The organism is Bacteroides sp. 1_1_30 (genome assembly GCF_020982715.1).
GTDB lineage: Bacteria > Bacteroidota > Bacteroidia > Bacteroidales > Bacteroidaceae > Bacteroides > Bacteroides xylanisolvens.
The window spans coordinates 1-15,343 of record NZ_JAJKHN010000012.1 but is presented as its reverse complement, the minus strand read 5'-3'; the positions used below and the strand labels follow the sequence as shown (position 1 = coordinate 15,343).

The window sequence follows — 15,343 nt, the reverse complement described above, 5'->3', positions numbered from 1 at the left end:
ATGTCTCACCGCACTCTAATCAATATCACTACATCATAGTGCGGAACTGCTGAATCTCTTTAATCATGGCTTTCACGTCCTCCCCAACCTGAACGAAGTTCTTGTAGAGGATGCGCTCTCGCTCTTCTTTCGACTTGAACTTATAGAACTTAGGGAGAGGGACATACTCCGATTCCTCCTTCTTTATTTCCGTCATATCGAAGTCGGTCTTGCAGTAGAACTTGGATGTCTTGAACTCCTCGCTCTCCTGGATGTTCATGCTTCCGTTCATCCCGGTCTTGGTGACTACGAAGTCACGGGCGGTCTGTCCACATATCCAACCTGTGGGCATATCGGAGATTTTGCTTGCAGGCACCAGGCTGTCCATATTCTCATTGAGGTTGATGGAGGTCTTGTCACGGTCGATGGTCACGCCCTTTTTGAGTTGCACTACTTTACCGAAGATGTCACTCGACAGCCATTCGAGGGTTTCCTTGGCTCTTGCCGAACCGCTCACCACATTGCCCACGGTGGTGATGATTTTCTGCATACCCACCTTGCCATAATCGGCTTCCAACTGCGGAAGTTCCTGAAAGCCAAGTGCCACGCTCACCTTGTTGCTTCGGGCTGTGCCTATCAGTCGGTCTATCTTGTGGAAATACAAGGTCGGCAACTCATCGACGATGATGCTGACAGGAACGTTCTTGCCCTGTCCTGTATTCACCCTCGTTACAAGGCGGTTGAGAATCAAGGCATTCAGTGCACCGATGATGCTCTCCATCTCGGGGTCGTTGGCAATGAGCAGATAACTTGGATTCTTCGGGTCACTGACCTTCAGGTCGAAGTCATCGCCGTCCTTGTGGAATATCCAGTAAGATTCCTTGGTGGCGAGACGGGAGGTATAGACACGTAGCGTGCCAATCATACCTTCCAACTGCTCCATGGCTTTGTTGGCAAAGGCAGTCTGGAACGGGCCAAGCAAGGGGGCTACCTCGTTGTCGGTCTGAAGTACCTCGAAGATGGTCTGATAACTCTCATTGAGGAACGATAGGATATGTGGCATGTCGCTGTACTTGCCCAACCAATAAGCGGGCTGCACCTCCGCGCCCGAATGGTCGAACACCCGTCCTGTGGGTATCAGCCTTTTCGTCTTTGGGTCTTCACGCCGCTCGGCAATCAGCATCTTTCCGTCCTTGTCGTAGGGCTCCTTGCCGTAGTTGCAGAAGAAATAGATGCAGGCGGCAAGGAAGTTGACGGCAGAGGTCTGGAAGAACTGGTCGCTGCCACCGCCGCCTTCCTTCTTGCCTTTTTGCAGGGATTCAAGCAGGGTCTCGGCGGTCTCGCTCGCTGCGGCAAGGTTGTTGATGTACTTCAACTGGATGGGGTTCACACGGCGCGAATACTCCACATCCACAAAGTTGATGATGTTGAACTTCATGCCATGGGGCATCTTGCTGTCCTTGGCATTCTTGTTCTTCAAGTAATGATAGTAGAGTTTGGTGGCGAGAGTGGGAAACTTATAGTCGTACACCACCATGGCAAAGCCCTTCTCGCTGTGCTGCCTGATAAACGGCTCGATGATGGAGAAGGTCTTACCAGAACCAGGAGTACCCACAACCCATGTGCCACGGAACGGATTGACGATGTTCACCCATCCCTTGCGGAACTTGCCCTTGTAATAATAGCGCATAGGGATGTTCACGCTGTACTTGTTCTCCTGCAACTCCCTGCATTGCTCAAAGCTCTCATTCTCGAAGTTGAAGCGGTCTTTCAGCAGCCCTTCCTTCAGGAACTTAGAGATATTGTCGAGGGCGATATGCACCAATACGACACCGACGATGGAAGTGAGCATATAGAGCCAAGTGTTCAAACGGAGGGTATAGAAACAGGGCATTATCGAATGACCGAACAGCCATACGGACTGCACAATCAGCAGCACTCCCGACAGCAGCGGATAGAGCACCTGCCTGCGAGCGTCAAACTCCAGATGCTTCTTGTTGCGCGTTCCCACACAGGTGATACATATCAGCAGGAACGTAGCCACCTTGCTATACACGAGGTTGCCGTCATGGTAAATCATCCACCGCTTGATGCGAGTGTGGATATCCGTCACTACGCCGCCCAAGAAGTCCAACTGCTCCGGCTCCAGTGCGTAGGCGAAGAACTCCATCAGGATGGAGACATAAATCACCGCCCTGAATATCTTGTAAAAACCCTGTAACTCTTTGCTTTCTTCCATTTACTTTACGATGATGTTGGGTGATAATGAGAAAAGATGAAGGATGCCACGGTGGACACCCTCCAATCCTCTTATGAGTTTTATTCGTAGCCGTTGATGGTCTTCTCAGACTCTACTGTCCACGGAGAAATAGTTGCAGATATGACCTCCAAGGTGTTGCGTACAGGCTTCAATGAATAGCTGTAGGAATGACCCGCTTTCCACGTGTCGTTTGTGAGGAATACGAAGTTCTCCCCATTGCTGAGTTGCAATGTCATGTCTGGCATAACCTGTGCAGGAACATAAAGCGTATATTCCATGTGGTCACTTTGTGGGTCGCCGAAATAATAGGTCGTCACCGACTCGTCACTGCATTCTACCTTTCCGGTCTTGATGTTGAAAGTACCGCTGTCAAAATAACCGACGAACGTGAGTAGGCTTCCTGCAAAATCATTGGTGGTGAAACCGTATTCTGGTGAGGTATAGACCTTGATGATGACACGCACCATCTGATGGGTGAAGTTCAATGTAAGGCTCGGATTGGCGTATGATGCCGCTCCACTGGCAAACAGAAAATCATTGACCTTCTGCTCACTCTGTACAGCTGCCTCCGGCACTTGGAACTCTATGAGGTCGTTGGTAGGATTTGCCGTATAGGGATAGTAGGCATTGAAGGTGTGAGTGTCTGTGTCCGTGAAAAACACCTTGTTGGCTGACACAAACTGATTCGTGCCGCCGCTTCGGGTGAACTTCATATTGTTGATCATCCCTGTGGAAGAGATGCCAATCATATCATTGAGTTCCCACTGGTTGTCAACGGCTCGTGTGGAAACGGCAGGTTGCAGCATCTCCAGATTGGTGAATACCTGAAGCTGCTTGGTTGATGTGCTGTCGGTCACGACCACAGAACCTCCGCCACCGGGCAGGTAAATCTCATTGACGATGTCTTGGTCACAGGACGTGAGGAGCATGGCTCCAAGTCCCAACATTAGAAACAAATTCTTTTTCATGCTTTTTCTTTTTTAATTGTTGTACTTTGATGATGATACGGGTGATACTCGATGTCTGTATATGGGCTAATCCATAATCGTGATGATGGGTCTCGCCTTATGCGGCTGCCACTTGGGAGTCTCCTGTATGGCACCGCTTCCCAGTGAGTAAAGCCATGCCTTGGCGGTCGCTTGTCCTTCTACCTCCGTTGAAGTCCAATACCAACAGTCATCATCCTCATCGGGGATAGGTGTGCCGCCGCATTTCAGGATGTATGGGTTGATGATGTCCTTGGCATGATAGAGCAGACGCATCTGTGCCACACTGGGGATATAGGCACTTTGCCCGTAACGCCACATGTCGAAGACACGCTCAGCCAAAGGCGACTTCACATCGGTCGTGCCATAAAGGGCAAAAGTGTTCTTGTTGCCGTCGTAGGCGGTGAGGTCACAGGATGTGTCCTGTTCCACACCGATACTGTCAGCAAAGGCTTCGGGAGCGATGTCCCACAGATAGACGGCATATCCGTTTCCCTCCATTTCTTCCCTCTGATTGACGTTGAACACCACTGCAATGGCTTGCTTGCACGATTGCTCGTAGGTTTCGTAGGGCATCACCTTGCCGTCAGTGGTCAAGATATGGGTGACCTTCATGGCTGTGTCGGGAAAGTCCTGATGCTCGTCACAGGCAGTCAGCAACACCGTTGCCGCAACTGCCAAGATTGAAAACAGTTTCTTCATACGCATAGTCATTTTACAGGAAGTTTCACACCCAGGACAATACCCGTTCTGAACAGGTCTTCACCCTTGATCATCACATCGGTCTTCACCTGCCAGAAGAGCTTCCAGCCGTGTCTGAGTGTATAGTTTTGCTCATAGCCGAGGTGGATGCCACCCAAGAACCTGTCAGTATCGCTACCTGCCGATGCTCCTATGCGCATGTTGCCATGGTGGTTGCGTCCTCTTGCCACACAGGGCTTATAGGCAAAGCCGAAACCATAACTGCGGTAGTTGTTCCAAAAACTCTCAGGACAGACATGACCGCACGATGCGCACTCGTTCCACTTGATATATCCGTTTGCAAAATACTCCCACGCATTGTGGTACTTCGTCTCATACTCGTAGGACAGCGTCACGTCCAGTCCTCGCTCATACAGGCATCCGAACCCCAAGGATATGCGGTCGCTATTCTGCTGCGCCATTGCCGGAGTCATGCTTGCCATAAAACAGATGACAACGAGTAAGGTATGCACAAGCCAATTCCTCACTCCTAATTCCTCATTCCTAATTCTCATTATTCCTCCTCCAACAGTATATGGTTAAACGAATCGGCAGACAGCACATCCTCATAGTCGATGCTGAGCGAGATGGTGCGTCCACTTATCTGTTTTTCCGACAGCTCGATGGTCAGCACCTTGTCGTTGGGGAAGGTCATCTTCTTCACCACAATCACGTTGCGATAGCCATACTTGAAGGTCTTCGCATCGTCCAACACAAGAGATGGGGTCAGTTCCACTATCTGCGCATTGGTAGCCTTGCTCTGCTTCTTGTCCGATAGTTTGATGCGCATCTCGTCGATGTCGAAGCGGATGTTGGTCTTGTTCTCCACGGAGAAGTCGATGAAGAAATATTCGCCCACGCTGTAGATGTTGTTCAGGCGCATTACCATGCGGTGCATCTTCGTCGCCACGTTGCGGTATTTGGCAGACGATGACCATATCTGACGTGCATACTTGGTCATGTCGGCAGTGGACAGGCTTACAGCGGGATTGTTGTAGGCATTGCGCTCCGAGCATTCTATTTCCTTATCGGTTACTGCCTCCTGCATCCTCGTGGTATAGAGCAGTGCATACTGCGTGCGGTAGCGTTCCGTCACGATTGTCACTATCGCCAACACCTCACCGTCGGCATACACGTTGTCCTTCGGCTTCAGGCGGATGGTGTTGTTGATGGGTTGGTCGCCCACCACCTTGTCTGTGGATATATCGACAAAGCGGATGGGTTCGGAGGCGGTGATGACGGTGGTCACTTGGTCGTTGACCGTCAGCTGCTCCATCTCCATGTAGGTGGTCTGCGCCTTGGCTGAAAGCACGCTCAGCGAAAGCAATGCACAGACATTCATTTTCTGAAAACAATTCATATTAGTTGATTTTTTGATGTTTATACTCTATGAGCCACCGTTCCCGACAATTCCGTTGTCGGGCAGTGTCTATTTCCTTTTCTCTTTCCCATTTACAAGGTAAACAAACGTCCCATACTTCAGCTTCACTTTGTTCTTCTTGATAGCCTTGCTGATGGCATTGCTTGTCTTCTGGTAGGCATTGGTCACGGCTTGCATTCCCCATTGCGAGAAACTGTTGTTCGCTCCACTCTGGTCGATGTTCATGTTGCTCTGCATAGCACCGCTCGCCACATCTTTCGTGGTCTCACGGAACTGGCTGCCGGGGACATACAGTCCCTCCAGTCCGTCCGTGTCATAAAGCGAAAGCGAAACCTTTATCAGCTCGTCATCCACAAGGATGGAGTTGATGCTACCCTTCACTCGCTGCGAACCGAAACCGCTCATGGTGGCATAGAGGTACGACCCTTTCTTCACCACGGTCTCACCAATCTCAATATCGTCCAACAGTCTCAGCCGCACCCTCGACCCGTCCGTAGCCTTCACGTCCTCGTCAATGATGGCCTTGATGAGCTTTGGCTCATGCTCGTTCTGCGTCAGGGTGTTGAAATAGTCCGAAGTCACCTTCACCTTCTTCACCACCTCCTGTGCCTTGTCCTCCTCGTCCAGTGCCTTCACCGCCTTGCTGTCCTCGGCAATCTGACCTTTCACCTCAATCTGCTCCTTGGGAGGCCCAGCCTGTGTGGTATCCTGGGCCACGGGGGCAACTGCCGCCTGTCCTCTCAGCCTCGCTTCGGCGAGTGCCTTGTTGAGTGCTTCGAGTGCTTCCGCTTCTCGCGCCTTGGCATCGGCCACTTCGGCTGCATCGTCCTTCTCTTCTGCCTGACGGACGAGTTCCGCAAGGTCTTCTTCTGTGTACTTGGATTCATACGCTTCTTTCTCTTCTTCGTTGTCACGCTCAATGTTATCAACAGCCGAATAGTCTGCTATGCGACCATACGACTTCGCCATGTTCTCATACTTGCCACCGATGCCGTCACCATTCTTAATCTGCGCTCCGGGCAGGTTGGGGTTCAGAAACTCGGTGGTCTGCAGGTTCTTGTCCTGCGTTTCCGCCACCTCCGTATTGAACATGTCAAAGACAAAATAGCCTGTGGCAATCAACGGGATGTACACGATGGCTGGCAGCATGTACTTCGGCTGACGGAAGTTTATCTTATCTGTTATTCTCATCGCTGTCTGATTTTGATGTTACTGACTTGTCTCGATTCTCCTCGTTGGTTCGATGCGTCACGGGAGGAGTGATGCAATGGGCTGCATTCATCATCTGCTTCATGCGCCCTTCCTGCCGCTCGATGGCACTTGCAGCCTCCGTCCGATGACCGTAATACCGCACCATCCTGTAGATGTTGATGCCGAAGCACGTGGCGACAAAGCCGAAGACGATGACGAGAAACAGCGTCTTGTGGGCATTGGCAAAGCCTTGCACCTTAGCCGCCGCACGGTCTATCCTCGCGGTCTTGGCAAACTTGCGCCCTGCCGCCACCTCCTTCTCATACCGCTTCTTGTACTTGGGGTCGTTCTTGTCGGGCATATCCTCGCCCACAAGCATCCGTCTGATTCCTTTTACACTCATACCGCTAGGATATTAGAAGTTTGACTTCGACTTCTGCTCAATATCCTTGTTGAGCAAGGTTCTCCAGTTCGTGATGAGCAGTCCATGAGGATTGTTCTCCGTCCTCGGCACGCGCTTCACCTGTCCCGCCGTCACCAATTCACGCATCAGAATATTGCTCCTTCGCTCTATCCTTTGCCTACCGTAGTAGGTGAACTCCATCTTCTCCTTGTTGAACTTGATGCTGTCGCAAAAGATGCTGAACACGGCACTCGTACCCATGATATTGTTGTAAAAGCCCTTTTCCTTCAGCGTATTGTACTGCGCCAAACCAGTTTCATCGACCAAATACATCGCCTTCTCCATCGAATAGCGGATGTACTTGTCATCGGGAGCAAGCGTAAAGAAGTAATGGTGGAACATCTCGATATGGCTCTTTGCCTCCACATCCAGCGTTTCCTCCATCGTGGTGCGGTTCACCAGTATGGGCACGTTGCCGTCCAATACATACACCTTTTGCTGCGCGTCCGTCACCATGCAGCGCGCCGTCCAGATGCTCGACACCGAGATGATGATGCAGCCCATGAGGAACGCAGAGCAGATGATGCCCACCAGCTTGATTTTGTTTTCTAAGTTCTTGATTACCATACGTTACTGCTTGTTTGAGGTCTGATTTCTCTTCATTCTCACATATTCACGGTGCAGGATGGTGTATATGTCCTTCTCAACTTCTTCCACCAGTTTGGCGTAATACTTGATGCAAGCCTCTACGTAGATGCCTTCGTATTTCAGTTGGATCCACACCCACCAGATGTCACGTTCACGTCTCCGTCGATTTCTGTAGATTTTGGCACGATGCAAGCGATAACTCAGGTAATCTACCATAGGCACTACATACTCGTCGTTATCCTCAAAGCCTTCTGCCATCTCCTCATACTGTGGGTCGATGTAGTTGTTTTCGGAATTGAAAAACTCTTCCTTTGCACGCTTGTTGGCAAACGCCATGAATTTCTCATCTTTGAGCCAACGCTCAATTTCATTTTTTGCTTTCATTTTTCTTGATGGTTACTTTTATTTGTTTCAATAGGAGGTGCGGTGACTCACCGCACACTCACATGTTATCTCATCACGGTCGCCATGGTTCCCGTAGCCGTCATCTTGGCTTGTTGTGCCACGCCCTCGCCGAAGTTTCGGGTTGAGAAGGCGGTGTCGCCCTCTGGTATCATCCATGCCGCAAGGTCGGGCACGAGGTTCAGGCATTTCAACGCCACGATGCTCGCTGCCATCAGATAGCCTGCCGAGAAGAACGAGTTTTGCAGATAGGCTGCCATCGTCTGCTCACTGGCGGTGATGGCCGTCAGGTTCTCTACCTGTATGCAGAGCACAATATCAAACAGCAACAGGACGTAGAAACCGACGAAGTAGAGCATGGCTCCGTAGAAATGAACTGTCAAATAACGGGTTAGCCACTTCGCCCACGCTCCTTCCCACTTGGGCAGCAACGAAAATGCCCATTGTATTGGACCGAATATAGTGAGCATTCCGAGCAATATCTGCTGACAGTATATCGTCGCCCACCAACCGATGCGGAACACGATCAGGGCTATCAGCATCACTATCTTGTCGATGCCCACCACGGCCCCTGCCGTCAGTGAGGTGAACCACAGTTTGCTGGCATCCTTCTCCATGTTGGTCACTTCGTCCACGCCCGTCTGCTCCATCGTCGCCTCTATCAGGTTGGGGTCTGATGTGCCCTTATGCGCCACGTCTGCCTGTGCCTGGAGGTCAGTGTACATCGAGTCCCTGACATATACCAACTGCTGCACCTCCTCAAACTTGTCGGAAATTTGGGTCGCCTCTGCCTCATAGAGGTCGTGGGTGTAACTGCCGATGCAATTGGGAATATAGGATAGAAAATCCAATACGCACCAGCTGCTGCCGCTGTTGGTCATGCCTGTGTCAGCAGGTGGGTACCACCAACAGAGGATGATGCTCACCACCAAGGGCTTGAACAGTTTCATCACGTCCAACGGTTCGTTCTTCACCATCATCTTGTAGGCCATGCTTGCCGCCACGATGATAGAGAACAGTGCCGCCAATGCCATACACATTTGGAGGATCCACCAGAACGGCCCTTGTGAGCCTGTGAAGGTGGCATCGGTCAGGAACTCGTTGGTCTGGAATATCACATCGTCAATCTCCTCTTCGAGGATGTTGATGCCGAAATCGCTGAGTATGTTGTCTGCCATCAGTGCCTGGTTCTATTGTTGATAATCTCTTTGATAAACTCTATGCCTTTCGGTGTCCATGACAGATAGAAGTGGTAGAAGCAGCGCATCCTGCCTGTGACATATACCGCAATGCCCTTGTCCTGAAGGTCTTCACGCAGTTTCCACATTCCATATTCCTTGGTGATGATGCCTTCCTCTTTGAGGGTCTTCACAATCTTGCCGTAGTAACTTCCGACATATTTGTGAAGCTTTGACATTGAAACTACCTCTAAATCAGATGGCATATAATGCTCATCAACGATGGGTGTCCTGCCGATAACGCTGATTCGCTTCGGCATCCTTGACATCTCCAACTGCCACTTGCCGTTTTTCCTCTTGGCGGCATAGAGACGTAACTGTATTTTTGATATTGATTCCATAGCTATTTCTTTATTTTATGTTCTTTCGATAACAGGAATGACTCCCACGCTCTTCAGTTTCTCATAGAGGAAGCGGCGACCTTTCTGTGTCCATTTGGTGTTCATGCGCACATCCTCCGTACCGTCCTTGTGTTTAATGAGGTAGGTCTCGCTGGTCACATAACCGCAGTCCTTGTAGTCGGCATACAGAATCCACTGCTTGCCACGCTGATACTGGATGTTCATCTCCTTCAGACGTCGGTTGAAGCGGATGGACGACTCGCCATAGTCCTGTGCTATCTGTGTGACCAGGACACTGCTCTTCGTGGCAAGGATGATGTCAAGGTAACTCACCTTGTCCTTCATCTCCGTCACCTCCTGTTGCAGGTCATCCACCTTGGATCCCAACTCAACGATGCGTGTCCTTTGGTGTTCACACTCCTGTTCGACAAGCAGACGCTTTTGTCGTTCTTCCTTCAGATTGACTGCTAACCGTATCAGGAAGTCTGGCTCTGCCAATGCCTTCTCGATGGTCTGCTGTGTCATATAGGCACCATGCTTGCGGATAGAGGGGAGCACCTCCGATGTCACCCACTTGCGGAAACGTTTGGCTTCGGGTTTGCGACTGTCAAGGATGACATCATACAGTCCGTCTTCATTGATAAAGTTTGTAACCTGTTCTCTTCCAAGACTATCCGAGATGGGGTACTTTGAAAGTACATCATCCGAAAGTCGTTGTACCAACTTGCTGGTTTTTAGTCCAAGAACTCTTGCCACATCAGCCAAACAGAACAAGGGTTGCTCTGGTGTTCCTGTGGTTCGGACTGCTCCAAATTCCTCGTTGTTGAAAATCTGAATATCGTTCATATCTCTATGCTGTTTTGTGATTATTTCTTCTCTTCCCTTATTTCTATCTGTTCACACTTTCTTCACCCTCACCGCTGTTGGCATCATCGCCGTCAGTGCCTGTCGAGCTCCTCACGCCCTTCATGTTTTCCTGCCAACGGCTCTTGGCATCGCTGATGATGCTGCCTTTATGTACTACACGGTCGTTGGTGGCTGCCAAGAGGGCGGTAGTCTGGCTTTGGGTGTTGAGCTGCACAAGGTATTTCAGTAGTGTCTCGTTCTGTGTCGTCAGGTCGGCATAGATGCTAAGATACTGCCGCTTTCTCTGTGCATTGGGCATATAGGCATCCTTGGTGGCTTTCACGGCACACTGGTACATATTGTACAGTTCCTCCCACCGACGCTTGTCGTTGATGGTGCCTCCTGTAGGGATGATATGGTCTATGTTCGCCTTCATCTTGTCCAACTGACCGTTGATCTTGCTGCTTTCGGCAAGCCAGGCGAGGTCTATCTGTCGGTCGGCTACGTTCAAGGCTTCCACCTCAGCACGCTTGGTGAGGGCAGAGTCTATCTTCTCCGCATCATCTACTTGGTTGTAGAGGTTGATGCCGGCAAGAGTGCGGAAACCTAACTTGTTCTTCTCTGCCGCTGTCTTCTTATAGTTGTTATGTAACAGCCAATAATAGAACTCAGGGGTGAGAGAACCGCCACCTGTCTCCATCACCGTTATCTGGTTCTGCTTGGAGGAGTCGTGGTTGTAGGTCACGCTCTGGGCTGTGGCTTTGATGGTGGTTGCTACCGCCATGATGAGTATCATTGTCTTCTTCATGTCCGTTCTTCTTTTGTTTACAATCCGTCAATAGTCAAGTTTTCCTGCCACTTTCCATCGGCTGAAGGCATCTTCCAGTATCTCTTCCTTCGTCCTCGTCCGATACACCTTCTCCTTCCAATAGCCCATGCGCAGCTGCACATACCGCCATGTCTGGAAGTAGGCTTGGTTCAGATGTTTTTCTATCAGGTCCAACGAATTGTTGATATTGTCCAACACCATCAGCAGGTCGGAAGTTGAACAGGCTGCCGCTCCTGTGGCATACAACACGAGGTCGTTGACGCTATGGTAGAGTTGGCTTCCTTCGTTGTATATGTTGTCGATGGCTTTCTTGTTGATGCTGATGAGCATCGTGTCAGCCAGTTCGATGTGTTTCCGCTTGATGACCTTATCATTGAAGTCCTCCAACAGGTTCTTGTAGTCACTGATGCGGTCGCTCACCGTCTGGTAGGTGCTCTTCACGTTCAGCACCGTGCGCAACGACTGGTACATCACATCGATGATGTCGAAGGCCCGGGTGTATTTGTCCAAATCCACATTCAGTTCCTTGTATTTGCCCACCTCTTCACTGCTGTATTCATGCAGCAGTTGATTGCTGTACTCCAAAGTGCTGCGTGCCAGCAAGAGGCTGCGCTGCTTCTTGTGGTCGTTGATGTATGCTTCCACCGATACCGCATCGAATCCCCATTGCGCCAAGGCTGTATTGGGGAAGAGGGTAATCAGCAGGAGAGCTATGATGATGGTATGTCTCATTCTCCGTTCCTCCCTCAGTTTTCGTTCTCGTTATCTTCACCATTCCCTCTGTTAGGGTCTGCATTCTCTCTCCATCGCTCGTAGCACTCTTCAATGAGTGTCCTTCTGCGACCTTGGTCTGCGTCGATTGAAGGAAGAATGTCCTTCAGCACGTCAATGATGCTGCGCTTGTAGTGCATCATTTTTTCTAATGATACCAAGTCGGCGTAAATCTTGGTGATACGGCTATCTACTTCACGGGCTATCTCCAGACGGTCGCTCGACCAGAGCAGGTGTATTACATCGTCATTGTCGGCGGTCTGGGTTGCCTCGCTCTTGGCATATTCTGTGGTGATGCTGCACGACGGGAACTCCTGGGCTATCTCCGAGATACGGCTGTTCACCTGCCTCGTCTTCTCCTCGTCAGAGGCATTCGGGTCAAGGGTCAGCACATCCACCACCTGTGTGTCGGTGTATTCCGAGGTCAGCTCCCACGATATTTGCAGTATCGCACGGTGTATCTTGATGCCAAGGAAGTACTTGGGCTTCCTTGCAATGGACAGTGTCGCCTTGAAGGTGATAATGCCGTTGATGTTGGGCATGGTGGCAGTTCGGACGTAGGTGTAGCCGTTCCACGAACCGGCACCTTGCCACGTGAGATTGTAGGCTGACTTCACATCCTGCATGATGGCAGGGATGCGGTAGTAGTCATCGGTGGAGGTGGCATTGTCGTTAGCCGCCTCGCTCTTGGCATTCTGTATGTCTGCCAACTGCTGCTGCCATGTCGCCAATTCCTTCTTCAGGTTGTCTATCTTCGTCTTGTTGACATTATGTTGCTGCCGCAAGGCAGGGGCTTCCTCCACAGAGGCATTGGCTATCTGCGTGAGCAGGTTCCTGTTCTCTGTCTCCAACTGGCTTATCTGCGCCTCCAACAGGGCTATCTTGCTATTCGCCTCACGTTCCTTCTCGTCCAGTTCCGATAGGTCGAGATTATTTTCTGATACGCTTGTCCTCATGGCGCATTCCTTGCTGTGGGCATTGAGCGAACCGCCGCACTCACGGCACTTGTACTGCGTGCTGCCCTGTCCGAGGGTGACACCGTCCGAACAGGTGACGCTGATGGTCACGCTCTCCACGCCCTTCAGTTTGGCGGCATCGGTGGCTTGATAGTAACGGCGTGCGTCACTGCCGATGTAATAGACATAGCCCTCCTCGTTGTCGTTATACTCCGAGAGACGTGCCTGCAACTGACGCTTGAAGGTATTCAAGTCCATGCTGTAGGAGTCGAAGACATCCTCATACACCTCTTCCACGTTGTTCCAGCTCTTGGTAACGTGTATCTCGTAGGCGTAGGCCTTCTTGGTCTGCTTGCCGCCACGGCTGATGATGTACGACGACATCCAATAGTTCATCGTATAGGTGAAGCCGTCGCTCTGGGCGTTGAGCTGCTGCACACGGCTGCGGCTCCATCCGGCATGGTTCTCCGAGTTGGCCAGTATCTGCTCTCGCTGCGTGCTGTTAGGGTAGAAGTTGGGGTCGGAGGTGTTGATACGATACCAATGGTCACCGTTCAGAATACTGTTGTCATCGGTCGGCGGATAGTAGTCACAGAGGCTTACGCTGCCTTGGTCTCGTCGGGCAATGTACCAACGCTGTGTATAGTAGTTGCCCTGCGTCTCGCTCAGATAGTCTGTCATCCACGAGGTGATGTTGTAGTTGGAGAGGTCGAAGAGGGCTGCCACGTTGTCCTCGCCACCCACCAGACTAAGGAGTGTGCTGCCGATGCCGTTCTCTGCCTGTTCATAGAGGTCATGGTAGTTGTCATAGATGTCGATGATTTTACTCACCTTGCCATTGAAAAGGTCGTTGAAGGCACTCTGCTGCAAGAGTGCGCCTGATGCCCCGTTGATACCTGCCGTCGCCAACGATGCTCCCATATTGTAAAGCGTCTCGATGTCGGCGGTGAGGTTCTCCACGGTGAAGTTGCCGGGCACACTGGCGATGTCATCCAACAGCTGCTGCCAATCTACATTGCCTATCTCCGAGAGTTTGAGGATGGCGGCTATCTCTTGGTTGATTTCCAAGAACTGAATGTCGGCAAAGGTCAAGCTACTGTTGGTCACGACACTCTCAAACTGCATACACAGCGACTTTGTGTCGGCGCATATCTTCATCAGGTAACTGCCCCAGTAGAGGGCGGTCTGCGGACTTTTCAGCATCATTCCTGCCACCGTCCATATCTTGGGCATAATCTTGTTCGCCACCATATTGTGGATGCGGCGGTAATAGTAGTTCTCCGTGCTACTGCTCCAAATGCCGAGGTCGGTGAATGCCTTGCGCTCCAAGAACTTGGCAGCGAAGATGCCGGCAGTGGCAACCTCTGCGGCATTGTAGTGCTTCAAGATTTCGCCCACCTGCTCGTTATAATAGCTCTCTGCCATAGCTCCAGCACCGAATGCGGCAGCCATGGCGGCAACGATCTGCTTGTCGTAGTTCACGCTGTAATACTGCGCATGAACCCTTCCCACGACAAGTGTAAGACACATATATATTATAATAAGGTATAAACGTCTCATTGCTTCACTACTTTACGTTTTTACTACTTTCAGTTTCTACTATTCCACTACTTTACTACTTGTAGTATTTACTATTGGTAGTATTCACTACTAATCGTATTTACTACTAATCGTAAATACTACCCAGCCACCGTTCCCGAAAGTTTTGCTTTCGGGCATCTGGGCTTTACGTCTATTCCGGGATTTCCGTTTCCATCAATCAGCCCCCGTGCTCGCCGTGTCAGCGGCGAGTGGCTCCATCGTCCGTCAAATTGAGCACATGCCCCGCCTCATTGACCTTCTGCGCAAATGCCAACGACTTCCCGATGCCACTGGCATCCCAATCTCTGCAATACCGCTCGATAGCCTCCTGATGTCTGCACTTCAGTTCATGCTTATAGAGTTTCAATGCCTCCTTCTCAGCTCGCTCGGTGGTGTAGGTCATATAGCACTCGTGCGGCTCCTCCACACCATACACTCCGCTCGTCGATCCACGTCGGATAAACACCTCACGGAAGAAACTTCTTCCCTCCTTGTTATCCAAGCGGTTGACAGTGAATATCTTCTTGCAATCCACATCCGTCAATCCTAATATCGCCTTGATCTCGTCGAATCGCTCACGAAATTTGCTTTGGTCGAGCAGCATCACCACGTCGGAGTTGTTGATGATGGCTTCCTTCACGATGGGACTGCCGATGATGTCCTGTATCTCCTGTGTCACTACGCCCACGCTCGCCCAGAACTTTCGGGCTGTCTTGTGTAGGCTAAGCACCCAGCGCCTTATCATATTTCTATGGTAGGTTTCCAAATGCTCGCCCCCGAACCGGACTTA

Annotated in this window: 16 protein-coding genes; all 16 read right to left on the bottom strand. The window is 50.8% G+C overall.

Annotated elements, in window-relative coordinates:
* Positions 1-28: 28 nt before the first annotated feature.
* A complete protein-coding gene (locus LPH68_RS04735) occupies positions 29-2,218 on the bottom strand; it encodes a type IV secretory system conjugative DNA transfer family protein (RefSeq protein WP_005816140.1) in 2,190 nt (729 codons plus the stop codon).
* 80 nt (positions 2,219-2,298) lie between these two features.
* A complete protein-coding gene (locus LPH68_RS04730) occupies positions 2,299-3,207 on the bottom strand; it encodes a fimbrillin family protein (RefSeq protein WP_005816138.1) in 909 nt (302 codons plus the stop codon).
* Between the two features lie 66 nt (positions 3,208-3,273).
* Positions 3,274-3,927: a hypothetical protein gene (locus LPH68_RS04725; RefSeq protein ID WP_005816136.1), complete on the bottom strand. Its 654-nt coding sequence runs from the start codon at positions 3,925-3,927 to the stop codon at positions 3,274-3,276.
* Positions 3,928-3,935: 8 nt separating this feature from the next.
* Positions 3,936-4,481 carry a hypothetical protein gene (locus LPH68_RS04720; RefSeq protein WP_005816135.1) on the bottom strand — a complete coding sequence of 182 codons (546 nt, stop codon included), beginning with the start codon at positions 4,479-4,481 and terminating at the stop codon, positions 3,936-3,938.
* Positions 4,481-5,326: a conjugative transposon protein TraN gene (traN, locus tag LPH68_RS04715; protein WP_005816133.1), complete on the bottom strand. Its 846-nt coding sequence runs from the start codon at positions 5,324-5,326 to the stop codon at positions 4,481-4,483. The genes LPH68_RS04720 and traN overlap by 1 nt, the downstream gene beginning before the upstream one ends.
* A 69-nt stretch (positions 5,327-5,395) precedes the next feature.
* Positions 5,396-6,538 (bottom strand): conjugative transposon protein TraM, encoded by a 1,143-nt coding sequence (traM, locus tag LPH68_RS04710; protein ID WP_005816128.1) that lies wholly within the window; start codon positions 6,536-6,538, stop codon positions 5,396-5,398.
* Positions 6,522-6,941 carry a hypothetical protein gene (locus LPH68_RS04705; protein WP_005816127.1) on the bottom strand — a complete coding sequence of 140 codons (420 nt, stop codon included), beginning with the start codon at positions 6,939-6,941 and terminating at the stop codon, positions 6,522-6,524. Before LPH68_RS04705 ends, traM begins: the two co-directional genes overlap by 17 nt.
* Before the next feature lie 12 nt (positions 6,942-6,953).
* Positions 6,954-7,568 carry a conjugative transposon protein TraK gene (traK, locus tag LPH68_RS04700; protein WP_005816126.1) on the bottom strand — a complete coding sequence of 205 codons (615 nt, stop codon included), beginning with the start codon at positions 7,566-7,568 and terminating at the stop codon, positions 6,954-6,956.
* 3 nt (positions 7,569-7,571) lie between these two features.
* Positions 7,572-7,973 carry a hypothetical protein gene (locus LPH68_RS04695; protein WP_005816123.1) on the bottom strand — a complete coding sequence of 134 codons (402 nt, stop codon included), beginning with the start codon at positions 7,971-7,973 and terminating at the stop codon, positions 7,572-7,574.
* A gap of 65 nt (positions 7,974-8,038) precedes the next feature.
* Complete coding sequence (locus tag LPH68_RS04690; RefSeq protein ID WP_005816122.1) at positions 8,039-9,169, bottom strand: hypothetical protein; 1,131 nt, start codon at positions 9,167-9,169, stop codon at positions 8,039-8,041.
* Complete coding sequence (locus LPH68_RS04685) at positions 9,169-9,570, bottom strand: hypothetical protein (RefSeq protein ID WP_005816121.1); 402 nt, start codon at positions 9,568-9,570, stop codon at positions 9,169-9,171. Before LPH68_RS04685 ends, LPH68_RS04690 begins: the two co-directional genes overlap by 1 nt.
* A 15-nt stretch (positions 9,571-9,585) precedes the next feature.
* On the bottom strand, positions 9,586-10,416 hold the full coding sequence (locus LPH68_RS04680; protein WP_005816120.1) for a phage antirepressor: 831 nt from the start codon (positions 10,414-10,416) through the stop codon (positions 9,586-9,588).
* Between the two features lie 43 nt (positions 10,417-10,459).
* Entirely contained in the window at positions 10,460-11,224 is a 765-nt protein-coding gene (locus tag LPH68_RS04675) for a DUF5045 domain-containing protein (RefSeq protein ID WP_005816119.1), read from the bottom strand.
* A 27-nt stretch (positions 11,225-11,251) separates the two neighbouring features.
* A complete protein-coding gene (locus LPH68_RS04670; protein WP_005816118.1) occupies positions 11,252-11,977 on the bottom strand; it encodes a hypothetical protein in 726 nt (241 codons plus the stop codon).
* Positions 11,978-11,991: 14 nt separating this feature from the next.
* Positions 11,992-14,532 carry a hypothetical protein gene (locus LPH68_RS04665; protein WP_005816117.1) on the bottom strand — a complete coding sequence of 847 codons (2,541 nt, stop codon included), beginning with the start codon at positions 14,530-14,532 and terminating at the stop codon, positions 11,992-11,994.
* A 220-nt stretch (positions 14,533-14,752) separates the two neighbouring features.
* On the bottom strand, positions 14,753-15,283 hold the full coding sequence (locus LPH68_RS04660) for a conjugal transfer protein (protein WP_117722843.1): 531 nt from the start codon (positions 15,281-15,283) through the stop codon (positions 14,753-14,755).
* Positions 15,284-15,343: the final 60 nt, after the last annotated feature.